The following is a 15171-nucleotide window of genomic DNA, read 5'->3' on the forward strand; positions in this document are numbered from 1 at the left end:
GCCATCCCGCCCTTTATTTGTCCGCCGCGATGCGATCGCGGATATGCTGCGCCCGCGCCTGCGACGTCGGATGGGAATCAAACATACTGCCGCCTTGCCCCTTTTCCATGCTGGCCAGCTTTTCAAAGCTGGTCACCAGCCCCTGCGGGTCGATATGACGTTTTTTCAGCAAATCAAAGGAATAGTCGTCCGCTTCGCTTTCCTGGCGCTGGGAAAACTGCGCGCCGATCAACGCCTGCCCAAGCTCGCCCAGCTGCGATTGCGATAACGCCGCCGTGACCCCGCCCACAGAGGCCGCGGCGGTGCGCGCCGCGGTGGTGGCATAGGCCAGCTGCATGGCCTTGCGGCTGTGCCCGAGCGCGACGTGGCCCATTTCATGGCCGACCACCGCCTCGACTTCATTATCCGTCATCAGATCCATCAGGCCGCTGTAGACGCGGATGCAGCCATTGGCCATGGCCCAGGCGTTGACGTCCTTGGTCAGGTAAACCTTATAGTCGGCCGGGGTGCCGGCGATATTATCCCCCAGCGCGGCGGCAACGGTCGCCAGGCGCTGGGCGTAGGGGCTGCCGGCGGGGGCGATTTGCGCCTTCTGGTCCATTTGCGCGCAGGATTCGGCGCTCAGCGCCTTGACCTGGCTATCGCTCAGGGTGGCCGCCACAAACGCCTGGCCGCCCGATTGCATCAGGGTGTTCTGGTCGAGATTTTCACAACCGCTCAGCAGCGTGATGGCGATAATGCTTAAGCCGGCCCAGGGCAGTACAGATAGGGTCATTATTTTGTTTTCCCATAAGATATTAAGAAAAATTGTGAGTCTGTTAACAGATTTTATGGCATGAATGATGGTGTTTTTTCCATCGCATCGTCGTGCCGTACGATCAGGGGATTATCCCCTATTTATCGCGCATTCCTGCATATACAATTATGACCTTTTTAGGGTACATTTATCGATATTTTCACAGTCTCTGAAGTTAAGTGATTGATTTTATGATGGCTTGGGCAACGAGACACTATTCAATCCGAAACGGAGTAATTCATGACATCCCGAAAAGAGCTGGCTAACGCCATCCGCGCGTTAAGCATGGACGCGGTGCAAAAAGCCAAATCCGGCCACCCCGGCGCCCCGATGGGCATGGCGGATATCGCCGAAGTGCTGTGGCGCGACTACCTCAACCATAATCCCACCAATCCCAAATGGGCCGACCGCGACCGCTTTATCCTCTCCAACGGTCACGGCTCCATGCTGCTTTACAGCCTGCTGCACTTGACCGGCTATAACCTGCCCATCGAGGAGCTGAAGAACTTCCGCCAGCTGCATTCCAAGACCCCGGGCCACCCGGAATACGGTTATACCGCCGGCGTGGAGACCACCACCGGGCCGCTGGGACAAGGCATCGCCAACGCGGTGGGCATGGCGATAGCCGAGCGCACCCTGGCGGCGCAGTTTAACCGTCCGGGCCATGACATCGTCGACCACCATACCTATGTGTTTATGGGCGACGGCTGCATGATGGAAGGCATCTCCCACGAGGTCTGCTCGCTGGCCGGCACCATGAAGCTCGGCAAGCTGACGGCGTTCTACGACGATAACGGCATATCCATCGACGGGCATGTGGAAGGCTGGTTCAGCGACGACACCGCCTCGCGTTTCGAAGCCTATGGCTGGCATGTGGTGCGCGGCGTCGACGGCCACGACAGCGCGGCGTTGAAAGCGGCGATTGATGAGGCGCGCGCGGTAACCGACCGGCCGTCGCTGCTGATGTGCAAGACGGTGATTGGTTTTGGCTCGCCGAACAAGGCCGGCTCCCATGAAGCGCACGGCGCGCCGCTGGGCGAGGCGGAAGTGGCCGCCACGCGCGTGCAGCTGGGCTGGAACTCTCCGGCGTTCGAGATCCCGCAGGATATCTATGCCCAATGGGATGCCAAAGAAGCCGGCGCGGCCAAAGAAGCCGCCTGGAACGATAAGTTCGCCGCCTACCGCAGCGCGTTCCCGGCGCTGGCGGCGGAATTCATCCGCCGCACCGAAGGCCGCCTGCCCGCCGACTGGCAGGCGAAGAGCCGGGCGTATATCGAAAAACTGCAGGCCAACCCGGCCAATATCGCCAGCCGTAAAGCCTCGCAGAACGCCCTGGACGCCTTTGGCCCGGATCTGCCGGAACTGCTGGGCGGTTCGGCCGACCTGGCGCCGAGCAACCTGACGCTCTGGGCGAAATCCGTCTCCCTGGGCGACGATAAGGCGGGTAATTATATTCACTACGGCGTACGCGAGTTCGGCATGACGGCGATCGCCAACGGTCTCGCGGTGCACGGCGGCTTCGTGCCCTACACCGCCACCTTCCTGATGTTCGTGGAGTATGCCCGCAACGCGGTGCGCATGGCGGCGCTGATGAAAATCCGCTCCATCTACGTGTATACCCATGACTCCATCGGGCTGGGCGAAGATGGCCCGACGCATCAGCCGGTGGAGCAGTTGGCGAGCCTGCGGCTGACGCCGAACATGCGCACCTGGCGCCCGTGCGATCAGGTGGAATCCGCCGTGGCCTGGCAGCAGGCGGTGGAGCATGCCACCGGTCCGAGCACCCTGGTGTTCTCACGCCAGAACCTGACGCAGCAGCCGCGCAGCGCGCAGCAGCTGGCCGATATCGCCCGCGGCGGTTATGTGCTGAAACACTGCGACGGCACGCCTGAGCTGCTGATTATCGCCACCGGTTCGGAAGTGTCGCTGGCCGTGTCGGCGTGGGAAACGCTAAGCGCCGAAGGCCGCCGGGTGCGGGTGGTGTCGCTGCCGTCGCCGGAGGTATTCGATCTGCAGGACGCGGCATACCGCGAAGCGGTGCTGCCGAAGGCGGTGAGCGCGCGGCTGGCCATCGAGGCCGGCATTGCCGATTACTGGTACAAGTATGTGGGCCTGAACGGCGCCGTCGTCGGCATGACCAGCTTTGGCGAATCCGCGCCGGCGGAGGAGCTGTTTACCCTGTTCGGCTTCACCGCCGAAAACGTGCTGGACAAGGCGCGCACGCTGCTGGCGTAGCCTGCTGGCCTCCTCGTCACGACGCTTAAAGGCACCTGCGGGTGCCTTTTTTTATTGGCGCGCCGGCGGGCGCGCTAAGCCCCCGCCGGCACGCCGCTATCCCGCTGGCCTCAGCCCGGGTTCATGGCGGCAAAGGTGGCGTCGTAGCGACCCTCCCGCTCGGCCCAGCGCCGGGCCCTGTCGCGCTCGACCAGCACTTCGCCCCGGGGGTGATCTCCCGAGGCCAGCAATTGCATGACCTCCGCTACATAAGCCGCGAGCGGAACCGCGCGCGGGTCGCGAGCCTGCCGATCGCCCGTGAGCCCGGTCTGTACGTAGGGCGGCGCCAGTTCCAGCACATCGATGGGAATATGGCGCAACTGATGGCGCAGCGATTGTAACCAGGAGTGCAGGAAGGCCTTGCTGGCGCAATACGTCGGGAAATCGGCGCGGGGCACGAAGGCTAGGTTGGAACTGGTGGCCATGATGACCGCGTCCGGCCGCCCTTGCAGCACCGGCAGAAACGCGGCGGTAACGCGCAGCACGCCCATGATATTGGTTTCCACGATGTCCCGGGCGTCGGAAACATCCCAGCCGGCCGCGGTCATGTCCTCCGCCCGCGAGATACCGGCGTTGGCGATAAGCACGTTGAGCTCAGGAAAGCGCGCGCGCACGTCGCCGGCGAGGCGGGACAAGGAGGCCGGATCGTTAAGATCGAGGGACATCCCGACCATGCCGGGCCTGCCCGCCGTGATTTCATCAAGCAGGGCCTGCCGGCGCCCCGTGACGACGACCTTATTGCCCAGGTCGTGGAAGGCATCGGCCAGCCCGCGGCCGATGCCGCTGGTGCCGCCGGTGATAAGGATAGTGTTGCCGGTCATTTTCATCATTCGTCGCTCCTGTATTGTATTGTGATCGTATGCTTATGGTCTGACCGCCTCCCGACTCACCCTGCAAATGGCGAGGCGGAGAACGGCCGGGGCGCAAACGCGTCCCCGCGTGATGGCGGGTTGCCCGCGCGGCCAGGGACTGAACACGACTGTCCGGAACAAATATAGAATCATGACGCACCGCGGGCGATCGGGCGAAATAAGGGGCGGTGACGGCAAGTAACGCCGGAAAGGCCAGAGCCAGGGTAATCGCGGGGGAATGCCCCGGCAAGACAGCGGTACGAGACAGGCGGACGAATGCGAAAAAAGGGGATGATGTCATGATAAAGCGCCTTTAGTGACCCCGAGACACTCCCTGCTGGGATCCTCTCGGCAAAGGACGCGTTGGATGACGGTAACGCCTACGACAGCGCCGTGCGGGCAACTGTGCGAACGATTATTACGTGTATGTGCCTTATCGTCAATATCTGAATTTTTCCCCGACAAATGCACAAAAAAAACACCGTTTTAACCGGCGGAAACGGATCTGCGTCACATATTTGGCAAAATTATTCCGCTGCTATCTAATTTTGATTATTCTAGCTGAAGCGTTTCAGTTGACGGTGGCGCCGGCGGTTTTATTCATCAGCGCCGCCTCCGCCAACCACGGGGCCCCAGGCAGTGATCACCCGCGTGGCTCCTGGCCGCGCGCTCATTTTGACCGCCGCCGGCCGGCGCGGAATTATCGCAAAAAGCGGCATGGGACGCATTTCGTGGTATAGTTGACTGTATAACATGCTCTACAATCATGACCGCTTTTCAACGTTATCCTCGGCCGTCCTGACGGACGGCGGCCTGCCACGGGGCGCGTGAGCACGAGACGCAACGTTTCCCCCAGGCCGGTATGTTAAAAAATAACGGTGATGAAACAAGGGCAGACAATAAACAGACACACGGCTGCGCCAATGGAGAGGTTCTCCCGCCAGGCGCAGACCGTAAGCGGCTTCTCGGCCGGCGGGCGACGATGCGCCTCCCGCCGTTCAGGCAATTTTCCAAGAATCAACAAGAGGGTTCACCATGGCTGTAATTAAGATGACCGATCTGGATCTGGCTGGTAAACGCGTGCTTATCCGTTCTGATCTGAACGTTCCGGTTAAAGACGGGAAAGTCACGTCCGACGCGCGCATCCGCGCGTCCCTGCCCACCATTGAAGCCGCCCTGAAACAAGGCGCGAGCGTCATGGTGACGTCCCATCTTGGTCGTCCGACCGAAGGCGAATACAACGAAGAGTTTTCTTTGCTGCCGGTAGTGAATTACCTGAAGGAACATATGTCCGCGCCGGTACGTCTGGCCAAGGATTATCTGGACGGCCTGGAAATCAAGCCGGGCGAGCTGGTGGTGCTGGAAAACGTCCGCTTTAACAAAGGCGAAAAGAAAGACGACGAAACCCTGGCGAAAAAATACGCCGCACTGTGCGATATCTATGTCATGGACGCCTTCGGCACCGCGCACCGCGCCCAGGCCTCTACCCATGGCGTGGGAAAATTCGCGCCTATCGCCTGCGCCGGCCCGCTGCTGTCCAATGAACTTGAAGCGCTGGGCAAGGCTCTTGGCAACCCGGCGCGCCCGATGGTGGCCATTGTCGGCGGATCCAAGGTGTCGACGAAACTGACCGTGCTGGACTCCCTGTCCAAAATTGCCGATCAGCTGATTGTCGGCGGCGGCATCGCCAATACCTTTATCGCCGCCCAGGGCCACAACGTGGGCAAATCCCTGTACGAAGCCGATTTGATTCCTGAAGCGAAGCGCCTGCTGCAGACCTGCCAGATCCCGGTTCCGACCGATGTCCGCGTCGCCACCGAATTCTCGGAAACCGCGCCGGCCACCCTGAAATCCGCCAGCGAGATCAAAGACAACGAGCAGGTGCTGGATTTGGGCGATGTGTCCGCGCAGCAGCTGGCCGATATCCTGAAAAAAGCCAAGACCATTTTGTGGAACGGCCCGGTGGGCGTGTTCGAGTTCCCTAACTTCCGCAAAGGCACCGAAATCGTGGCCAACGCCATTGCCGACAGCGACGCGTTTTCCATCGCCGGCGGCGGCGACACCCTGGCCGCCATCGACCTGTTTGGCATCGCGGACAAAATTTCTTATATTTCCACCGGCGGCGGCGCGTTCCTTGAGTTCGTGGAAGGCAAAAAACTGCCGGCCGTGGTTATGCTTGAAGAGCGCGCAAAACAATAACGCATTAGCGAGCCGGGCGCGGCATCACGGCGCCCGCAAACATCGTTGCGAATGCAGGCTAGGGCAACGGTATTTGATTCCCTCCATCAATGGCCTACAGAACAGGACAAAGCAATATGTCTAAGATTTTTGATTTTGTAAAACCAGGCGTCATCACCGGTGACGACGTACAAAAAGTATTTGCCGTGGCGAAGGAAAACCACTTTGCCCTGCCCGCCGTTAACTGCGTAGGCACGGATTCCATTAACGCCGCGCTGGAAGCCGCCGCGAAGGTACGCGCGCCGATTATCGTTCAGTTCTCCAACGGCGGCGCGGCTTTTATCGCCGGTAAAGGCCTGAAGGTCGAAGGCCAGACTGCCGCGGTTCTCGGCGCTATCGCCGGCGCGCTGCATGTCCATCATATGGCGGAGCATTACGGCGTGCCGGTTATCCTGCATACCGACCATTGCGCCAAAAAACTGCTGCCCTGGCTTGACGGCCTGTTGGACGCGGGTGAAAAACATTACGCCGCCACCGGCAAACCGCTGTTCTCCTCGCATATGATCGATCTGTCCGAAGAGCCGCTGGAAGAAAACATTGAAATCAGCGGCAAGTACCTGGCCCGCATGGCCAAGCTGGACATGACGCTGGAAATCGAACTGGGCTGCACCGGTGGTGAAGAAGACGGCGTGGACAACAGCCATCTGGATAACTCCGCGCTGTATACCCAGCCGGAAGACGTGGCCTACGCGTATGAAAAGCTCAACGCCATCAGCCCGCGTTTCACCATCGCCGCCGCCTTCGGCAATGTGCATGGTGTTTACAAACCGGGCAACGTTAAGCTGACCCCGAAAATTCTGGATAACTCGCAGAAATTCGTTTCGGAAAAATTCGGCCTGCCGGCTAACTCCCTGAACCTGGTGTTCCACGGCGGCTCGGGCTCGACTCCGGAAGAAATTAAAGAAGCGGTGAGCTACGGCGTCGTGAAAATGAACATCGATACCGATACCCAATGGGCAACCTGGGAAGGTATCCTGAAGTATTACCACAAGAATGCCGGCTACCTGGAAACCCAGCTGGGCAACCCGGAAGGCGACGACAAACCGAACAAGAAATTCTACGATCCGCGTGCCTGGCTGCGTGCCGGACAGGTCTCCATGGCTACCCGCCTGGAACTGGCGTTTCAGGAATTGAATGCGATAGACGTGCTGTAATTTTTCCGCCGTCATTGCCCTTCTCTAAAGGCCTCCCGCGTGGAGGCCTTTAACGTTATGATAAGGCGCATTATTTTCGGCCGTTTTTCCACCTGACGTTGGCAGTCATCCGATTATTGGTTACGCTTAAAAGGCTCCGTTGTTGCCGGCACGTCAGCGCCGGCAGGTTTTTTTTTGCAATACACCAGAGTGGGATGACCTAAATGGAAGATCTAAACGTAGTCGATAAAATCAATGACGCCGGCAGCTGGCTGGTCAATAACCAGCAATTATTAATCCATTACGCGGTGAACATCGTCGCCGCCATTATCATTCTGATCGTCGGGATGCTGGTTGCGGGCGTCATTTCGCGCACCCTCAACAAACTGATGAGAACGCGCCACATCGATATTACCGTGGCGGACTTTCTCTCCGCCATTGTCCGTTACGGCATCATCATTTTCACCATTATCGCGGCCCTGGGGCGCATCGGCGTGCAGACCGCGTCGGTGATTGCGGTTATCGGCGCCGCCGGCCTGGCGGTAGGCCTGGCGCTGCAAGGCTCGCTGTCCAATTTCGCCGCCGGCGTGCTGCTGGTGACCTTCCGCCATTTTCGCGCCGGGGAGTATGTCGATTTCGCCGGCACCGCCGGCACCGTGCTGGTGGTGCAGATCTTTTCCACCACGCTGCGCACCTTCGACGGCAAAATGATCGTGGTGCCCAACAGCAAGATCCTGTCCGGCAATATCACCAACTTCTCGCGGGAACCCAACCGGCTGATCGATTTGATTATCAGCGTGAGCTACGACGCCGATATCGAACAGGTGAAAAGCCTGCTGACCGATATTATCGCCGCCGACAGCCGCGTGCTGAAAGATAAGGGTATTACCGTGCGCCTCAACGCCCTGGGGGCCTCGTCGCTCGATTTTATGGTCCGCGCCTGGGTACCGCGGGATGCGCTGCAAAACGCCACCTTCGACCTGCTGGAAAGCTTTAAACGCGCCCTTGACGAGCACCAGATCGGCATTCCCTATCCGCAAATGGATGTGCATATGTATCGCGCGCCCAAGCCCAAATCCGAGGCGGCGGCCGAGGGCGGCCATTCGCCCGCGGCCCCGGCTGCGCCGCGGCAACCCTCCTGAGAGGCCTTGCCGCTAAACCCGCCGGCGCGGCGGGTTGTCACGCCATGCCGGCGGTCAGCCTTGCACGCTGACGCACAGGTGATCAGATTATAAGCAATGCTAATGCAAGATTAATTTATTCCATTTCAACTGATATCCGCTTCTGATTACACTAGCGCTACTTTTTATTGGCAGCAGGCGGTGAGCGACGTGTGGGTTATTTTTATGCAGGGTTTTGCGTTGGGCATGGCGACCATTGTGCCCCTTGGGCCGCAGAATATCCTGGTGATGAACCAGGGCATACGGCGGCAATATCATTTGCTGATCGCCACTTTGTGCCTGTTAAGCGATATGGCGCTGATTATCGCCGGCGTTTTTGGCAGCAGCGCGCTGCTGTCGCAGTCGCCCATATTGTTGCGGGGCGTGACCCTGGCGGGGGTGGCGTTTTTGGCGGTGTATGGCTTTTGCGCGCTGAAAAACGCCTGGCGCGGGGAAGGGGATGACCGCGCCGGTGTCCCGGGCGAGGTCTTCCGCCCGTCGCGGCGGCGCATTATCCTTACCATGCTGGCGGTGACCTGGCTCAATCCCCACGTTTACCTGGATACGCTGGTGGTGCTGGGCAGTATCGGCGGGCAACTGGAGCCGGCGGCGCGGCGCTGGTTCGCCGGCGGCACCATCGGCGCGTCCCTGGTATGGTTCTACGGCCTGGCCATGCTGTCGGCGCGTCTGGCCCCCTGGCTTAACCGCGGCCGGGTGCAGCGCGGGATCCAGTTATTCGTCGGCGTGGTGATGTGGCTGGTGGCGCTGCAGTTGGCGCGCCAGGCCTGGCAGATGTTTACCGCGCAGCCGGTGTAGTGCCCGGGGCGTGGCGCTGCATGAGATTGCGAACTTATCCTATATTTTAACGCAACGGCAACGATTATGCTGGGTGCCGATAATCACATAACGGTAAATAAGCGCAAAGGGCGTTGTTTTTAGATGAAAATGCGCAATCATAGGCGGTATTTTCATTTATATTCAGCGCATTTTGCCGCACAGGAGACGTCATGAAGGTCAAAGCATTGCTGTTAACCACCCTGTTGGGATTAGGATCGTTTACGACCCAGGCGCTGGCCGCCGAGCTTCCCGCCGGGCCGCATGTGATCACCTCCGGCACGTCAAGTGTCGAGGCGACGCCGGATATCGCCACCCTGACCATCGAAGTGTCGATTTCCTCGAAAGACGCCGCCGACGCCAAAAAACAGGTGGACGCGCGCGTGGCGCAATATTTTGATTTTCTGAATAAAAATGGCATTGAAAATAAAGATATCGACGCCGCGAACCTGCGCACCCAGCCGGAATATGATTTTTTAAAGACCGGGGAATCGGTGCTGAAAGGCTATCGCGCCGTGCGCCAGGTGCAGGTCACGCTACGCCAGCTTGATAAGCTCAATGAACTGCTGGACGGCGCGCTGAAATCCGGCCTGAATGAAATCCGCTCCGTCGAGCTGGGCGTGGCTAATCCGGACGCCTACCGCGATCGGGCGCGCAACAAGGCGATTGAAAACGCCACTTCCCAGGCCCGTTCGCTGGCGGAAGGCTTTAAAGCTACCCTGGGGCCGATTTTCAGCATCCGTTACCATGTGGCGAACTACCAGCCGGTGCCGGTGGCGCGGATGTTTAAGACCAACGAGGCCATGTCGCAGACCGATGCGGCCCAGACCTATGTCCAGCAGGCGATCCATTTTGACGATCAGGTGGATGTCGTGTTCGAGCTGCAACGCCAGCCCTAGGCGGCGGGTGTGGCCGATGCGTCCCACTGCGGGGCGCGCCGGCGCTGTGCGGCCCTCAGGCCTGGCGCAAGACCTGCCGGCCATGGGAGAGCAGGGCGTCGGTCACTTTGCGCATCATGCGGCTTTCCGGCGCAAACCGATGCCAGAACAGCATGCGGCGCTGGTACAGGCCCGGCGTCAGGTCTATCAGTTCGCCCGTCGCCAGCTCCCGTTCGATTTGCAGATGCGGGATCATGCAGCAGGTCGTGCCCTGGCGCGCCAGCTGCACGAAGGCTTCCGATGAGTTGACGATATGGCAGGGCACGCTGCCCGGCGGCAGGTCAAAGTTCTGCTGCAAAAACGCCTGGTGCATATCGTCCAGATGGTCAAACGCCACCGCCGGCGCTTTCAGCAGCGCGCTGCGCGTCACGCCGTGGGGGAAATAACGATCGGCAAAAGGCTGGGATGCCACGAACAGATAATCCAGGGCGCCCAGTTGATCCACCAGGCAGCTCGGCAGCGGCTGGGGCTGGATACTGACCGCGCCCACCACTTCGCCGCGCCTTAGCCTTTCCTGGGTACGCGTTTCATCTTCCACCTGTAAATTAAGGCGGATAGGCGAATCGGTCAGCACCGGTTTCAGCGCCGGCAGCAGCCAGGTCGCCAGGCTGTCGGCATTCACCGCCAGCGACAGCAGCAGCGGCGTGTCGCTGCCGTTATCGGTGCCCAGCCATTCGTCCTCCAGCAATTCCACCTGATGCAGCAAGGCCAGCAGCTTTTGCCCTTGTTCGGTGGGCCGTGGGGGAATGGTACGCACCAGCAGCGGCTGGCCGAACAGGTTTTCCAGTTGTTTTATGCGCTGCGATACCGCGGATTGGGTGATACATAATTTTTGCGCGGCGCGTTCAAAACCCCGTTCCCGTATCACGGCGTCAAGCGCCTGCAGCGTCCGATAGTCCGGGCGTTTCATTCTTTATCCCCTGCGTCGATATCTCTGTGCATCAATAGGTACTTTTTGGTCACCGGTTTTCACTATGCCATAGATTGACCCGGTTGCGGACGCAAAATTTTAGCCGTGTCAGGCGCGGGCATCCGGGATGCGGCGGGTTGTGGCGGAATTCACGCCATCGGCGATGATATTGTTTTATAATACCGCCCACTTTCCGTAGCCAAGGCTTAATTATTTATGACGCAGGATGAACTGAAAAAGGCGGTGGGCTGGTCGGCATTGAAGTATGTGAAACCGGGCACGATCGTCGGCGTCGGCACCGGGTCCACCGCCGCGCATTTTATCGATGCCCTGGGCAGCATCAGGAATCAAATCGAAGGGGCGGTCTCCAGTTCGGACGCTTCTTCGGCCAAGCTGAAGAGCCTCGGTATCCCGCTGCTGGATCTCAACAGCGTCGACGTGCTGGACATCTATGTCGACGGCGCCGATGAAATCAACGGCCAGATGCAGATGATCAAAGGCGGCGGGGCGGCCCTGACGCGCGAAAAAATCATCGCGGCGGTCGCGCGTAAATTTATCTGTATCGTCGATGGATCCAAACGGGTGGACGTCCTGGGCAATTTTCCCCTGCCGGTGGAAGTGATCCCGATGGCGCGCGCCTATGTGGCGCGCGAGCTGGTGAAACTGGGCGGATTGCCGGAGTACCGCCAGGGCGTGGTAACCGATAACGGCAATATTATCCTGGACGTGCGCAACCTGCGCATCCTGGACGCGGTGGCCCTGGAAGACAAAATCAACAGCCTGCCCGGCGTGGTGACCGTGGGCCTGTTTGCCCGGCGCGGCGCGGATGTGGCGCTGATCGGCACCGCCGGGGGCGTTCAGGTTATCGAGTAACGGGCCGGTTTTACCGCCGCCCGGCGCCGCCGCCGGCTTTCCACGCCGGCGGCGGTGGATGTTAATTTTGTTTACATAGCATCTTTTATCGCCGCAGGTGAAATTCAGTGATAAATGTCACATTTATGCCATCGGCCTGCTATATATATGACGCTTCTCCACCAGACCAGAGGATTTATCCATAGCAATCGCTTATGGCTGCGTCTTATGCTGTCTTAAGGATAAACGGCCCTGTTGCCGCCACGGTAATTTTTGTTATTTTGTCCGGGTGCTGTGTGTTGCAGTCGCATCTGAAGTCTCAAAAAGGGTCGGGAAATGGCAAAAGTATCGCTGGAAAAAGATAAGATTAAGTTTCTGTTGGTCGAAGGTGTTCACCCCAGCGCGGTGGATAACCTGAAACGCGCCGGTTATACCAATATTGAATACCATAAGGGCGCGCTGGATTCCGCGGCACTGAAAGCCTCCGTGCGCGACGCGCACTTTATCGGCATCCGATCCCGTACCCACCTGACGGAAGACATCTTTGCCGCGGCGGAAAAACTCGTTGCCGTCGGCTGCTTTTGTATCGGCACCAATCAGGTCGATCTGAAAGCCGCGCTGAAAAAAGGCGTGCCGGTATTCAATGCGCCTTTTTCCAATACCCGCTCCGTGGCGGAATTGGTGCTCGGCGAAATGCTGCTGATGATACGCGGCGTCCCGGAGGCCAACGCCAAGGCGCACCGCGGCCAGTGGAACAAGCAGGCGAGCGGCAGCTATGAAGCGCGCGGCAAGAAACTGGGTATCATCGGTTACGGCCATATCGGCACCCAGCTGAGTATCCTGGCGGAAGGCCTGGGGATGCAGGTGTTCTATTACGATATCGAGAGCAAACTGTCCCTGGGCAACGCGCGCCAGGTGGATTCGCTGCCTGAGCTGCTGGGTATGTGCGACGTGGTCTCCCTGCATGTGCCGGATACCCAGTCCACCCGCAATATGATGGGCAAGGACGAATTCGGCCATATGAAACCGGGGTCGCTGTTTATCAACGCCTCGCGCGGTACGGTGGTGGATATCCCGGCCCTGTGCGACGCCCTGGCCAGTAAACATATCGCCGGCGCCGCCGTGGACGTGTTCCCCGAAGAGCCCGCCACCAACAGCGATCCGTTCAACTCGCCGCTGTGTGAATTCGATAATGTGATCTTGACGCCGCATATCGGCGGCTCCACCGAGGAAGCGCAGGAAAATATCGGCGTGGAGGTGGCGGGCAAACTGGCCAAATACTCCGATAACGGCTCGACCCTGTCGGCGGTCAATTTCCCGGAAGTCTCGCTGCCGGAACATGGCGATAACGTCAGCCGTTTACTGCATATCCATGAAAACCGTCCCGGGATCCTGACCCGCATCAACCAGATTTTTGCCGAGCAAAGCATCAATATCGCCGCCCAGTATCTGCAAACCACGCCCGAAATCGGTTATGTGGTCATTGATGTGGAAACCGATACCGAAAATACCGCCCTACAGCTGCTGAAGGCGATACCCGGCACTATCCGCGCCCGCCTGCTGTACTGATAGCTGCGCGCCTGACGTGGTCGACCCCAGCCCCGGCTTAGCAAGCCGGGGCTTTTTTATGGGTACCGCCAGCTTACCGCGCACGCCGGGTACACCACCGGGCCAAGGGCTGCCATCCGTCCCCGGCGGTTTACCAGCGCCAGTGCCGCGACGGGGTAACAATTTCCGGCAACGGGATATCCCAGGGCTCCGCCGGTATGGCGTCCACCTGCTGGCAATCGTGGGCCAGCCCGATGGGGTAGAAGCCGGCGCCGCGCCGCCAGTGCCGCAGGGTGCGATCGTAAAAGCCGCCGCCCATGCCCAGGCGCTGGCCCCGGGCATCAAAGGCCACCAGCGGGGTAAACAGGATATCGAGATGCCGCGCCGGCAAGAGTTGGGTCACGTCCAGCCGCGGCTCGCTGATATGCAGGCGGTTCAGCACCAGCGGCGTATCGGGCCTGTAGCGCAGGAACAACAGGTGGCCCGGGCTGAAAGGGTGCAGCACCGGCAAATAAACGCGCTGGTCGCGTTGCCAGAGCGCCTCAATAAGCGGCCGGGTATCCAGCTCGCCGTCAAACGATAAAAACAGCGCCAGGCTGCGGGCCGCGGTAACCCGCGGGTCGGCCAGCAGGGTTTTGACCAGCGCCGCGGCCGCAGCGGCCTGTTCGCCCGGGGTGAGCCGGCGGCGTTGCCGGCGGATATGGTTGCGGATACTTTGCCGCTGCAGGGACGTTTCGGGCGACTGGGTCATGGCTGATTACGCGCTATACCGGAAAAAGAAGGTAATAAAGTATGTCATAAAGACGGTCCGGGGGGATGTCATAACGTACGCGGATAAAGAAATCGGGTCTGAAAAAACGCTGTCGGGGAATAGAGTGTGGCGGGGGGAAGCCTGATACGCCGTGCCGAGAGCCGTACCAAGCCGCGCCGCTGACGCGCGCGTCCGCTGCTGATGCAAACCGACGCTACGCTATAAAGGGATCTCCGAGATGCCGCCGCAGGCTGTAACCCTTGAACCCATGGTTCAAGGTGAACGCAGCGTTATAACCTTAAGGCTTCTCGGACGAACCGAGCTTGCGCACCAGTTACAGATCGCCACATTCTTGTGGTAAAAATTATCGGCTCAGGGGACGGGCCCGCTGGCGAACACCTCAGAGAAATTTTGTATTCCTGTTCCGCGGGATTTTCCCGGCGGCTATCGTTACTCGAACTGCGTGCCTGGTCGCTCGGAGATACGGCCCTGTTCTACCAGTGCCTGCTCAATCGTCTGCTGCAGTAACCGGATCCGCTGTTCCATGTTGGCGGCGTAATCACGGGTTTTAACTCTTTCCTGCGCCAGTTCGTGGCATACGTTCAGTGCCGCGATAAAAACAAGCTGTTCTGTATTGGTGACTCTAGTGCGAACTTTGAGATCTTGCAACCGCTGATTAAGATCTTCCGCCGCCTGGTTCAACGCTTCTTGTTGTTCCGGCGGGCAATTTACCCTTAACGTGCGGCCAAAAATTTGAATATCTACCGGTTGTGCGGACATACCACCTTCCTGCTTTGTTACCGCGCCGACGCCAGGCCACTCCCGTTTCACCATTGCGGGAGCACAGGGCGGGCGCAACTATACTCTATATCCATGCGCTATATCA

Annotated in this window: 13 protein-coding genes and 1 other RNA gene; 8 read left to right on the forward strand and 6 right to left on the reverse strand. The window is 59.5% G+C overall.

Annotated elements, in window-relative coordinates; genetic code table 11:
- Positions 1-13 precede the first annotated feature (13 nt).
- Positions 14-775, reverse strand: a complete 762-nt coding sequence (locus ABUK12_RS20730) for a M48 family metallopeptidase (RefSeq protein ID WP_410013581.1) — start codon at positions 773-775, stop codon at positions 14-16.
- Positions 776-1036: 261 nt separating this feature from the next.
- Between ABUK12_RS20730 and tkt the strand changes: the two genes are divergently transcribed.
- Positions 1037-3031: a transketolase gene (gene tkt, locus ABUK12_RS20735; protein ID WP_410013582.1), complete on the forward strand. Its 1995-nt coding sequence runs from the start codon at positions 1037-1039 to the stop codon at positions 3029-3031.
- 110 nt (positions 3032-3141) lie between these two features.
- Here tkt and ABUK12_RS20740 read toward each other — a convergent pair whose 3' ends face one another.
- Entirely contained in the window at positions 3142-3900 is a 759-nt protein-coding gene (locus tag ABUK12_RS20740; RefSeq protein ID WP_410013583.1) for an SDR family oxidoreductase, read from the reverse strand.
- A 1056-nt stretch (positions 3901-4956) separates the two neighbouring features.
- Between ABUK12_RS20740 and pgk the strand changes: the two genes are divergently transcribed.
- From pgk to ABUK12_RS20765, 5 genes are all read left to right on the forward strand, one after another.
- Complete coding sequence (gene pgk / locus ABUK12_RS20745; protein WP_410013584.1) at positions 4957-6120, forward strand: phosphoglycerate kinase; 1164 nt, start codon at positions 4957-4959, stop codon at positions 6118-6120.
- Positions 6121-6236: 116 nt separating this feature from the next.
- Positions 6237-7313 carry a class II fructose-bisphosphate aldolase gene (gene fbaA / locus ABUK12_RS20750; protein WP_410013585.1) on the forward strand — a complete coding sequence of 359 codons (1077 nt, stop codon included), beginning with the start codon at positions 6237-6239 and terminating at the stop codon, positions 7311-7313.
- 203 nt (positions 7314-7516) lie between these two features.
- Positions 7517-8434, forward strand: a complete 918-nt coding sequence (mscS, locus tag ABUK12_RS20755) for a small-conductance mechanosensitive channel MscS (protein WP_410013586.1) — start codon at positions 7517-7519, stop codon at positions 8432-8434.
- Between the two features lie 204 nt (positions 8435-8638).
- Positions 8639-9268: a LysE family transporter gene (locus ABUK12_RS20760; protein ID WP_410016733.1), complete on the forward strand. Its 630-nt coding sequence runs from the start codon at positions 8639-8641 to the stop codon at positions 9266-9268.
- 191 nt (positions 9269-9459) lie between these two features.
- Positions 9460-10185, forward strand: a complete 726-nt coding sequence (locus tag ABUK12_RS20765; protein WP_410013587.1) for an oxidative stress defense protein — start codon at positions 9460-9462, stop codon at positions 10183-10185.
- Between the two features lie 55 nt (positions 10186-10240).
- On the opposite strand, the gene ABUK12_RS20770 is transcribed toward ABUK12_RS20765, so the two are convergent.
- On the reverse strand, positions 10241-11134 hold the full coding sequence (locus ABUK12_RS20770) for a LysR family transcriptional regulator ArgP (protein WP_410013588.1): 894 nt from the start codon (positions 11132-11134) through the stop codon (positions 10241-10243).
- A 216-nt stretch (positions 11135-11350) separates the two neighbouring features.
- Between ABUK12_RS20770 and rpiA the strand changes: the two genes are divergently transcribed.
- Entirely contained in the window at positions 11351-12007 is a 657-nt protein-coding gene (gene rpiA, locus ABUK12_RS20775; protein WP_410013589.1) for a ribose-5-phosphate isomerase RpiA, read from the forward strand.
- 315 nt (positions 12008-12322) lie between these two features.
- A complete protein-coding gene (serA, locus tag ABUK12_RS20780) occupies positions 12323-13555 on the forward strand; it encodes a phosphoglycerate dehydrogenase (protein ID WP_410013590.1) in 1233 nt (410 codons plus the stop codon).
- Between the two features lie 130 nt (positions 13556-13685).
- On the opposite strand, the gene ABUK12_RS20785 is transcribed toward serA, so the two are convergent.
- The 3 genes from ABUK12_RS20785 to zapA all read right to left on the reverse strand — a co-directional run bounded on the left by ABUK12_RS20785 (position 13686) and on the right by zapA (position 15065).
- Positions 13686-14285: a 5-formyltetrahydrofolate cyclo-ligase gene (locus ABUK12_RS20785; RefSeq protein ID WP_410013591.1), complete on the reverse strand. Its 600-nt coding sequence runs from the start codon at positions 14283-14285 to the stop codon at positions 13686-13688.
- Positions 14286-14511: 226 nt separating this feature from the next.
- Positions 14512-14695, reverse strand: a non-coding RNA gene (gene ssrS, locus ABUK12_RS20790) — 6S RNA.
- 40 nt (positions 14696-14735) lie between these two features.
- Complete coding sequence (gene zapA, locus ABUK12_RS20795; protein WP_410013592.1) at positions 14736-15065, reverse strand: cell division protein ZapA; 330 nt, start codon at positions 15063-15065, stop codon at positions 14736-14738.
- Positions 15066-15171: the final 106 nt, after the last annotated feature.

The sequence above is a fragment of the Sodalis sp. C49 genome, from assembly GCF_046352915.1.
Lineage (GTDB): Bacteria > Pseudomonadota > Gammaproteobacteria > Enterobacterales > Enterobacteriaceae > Acerihabitans.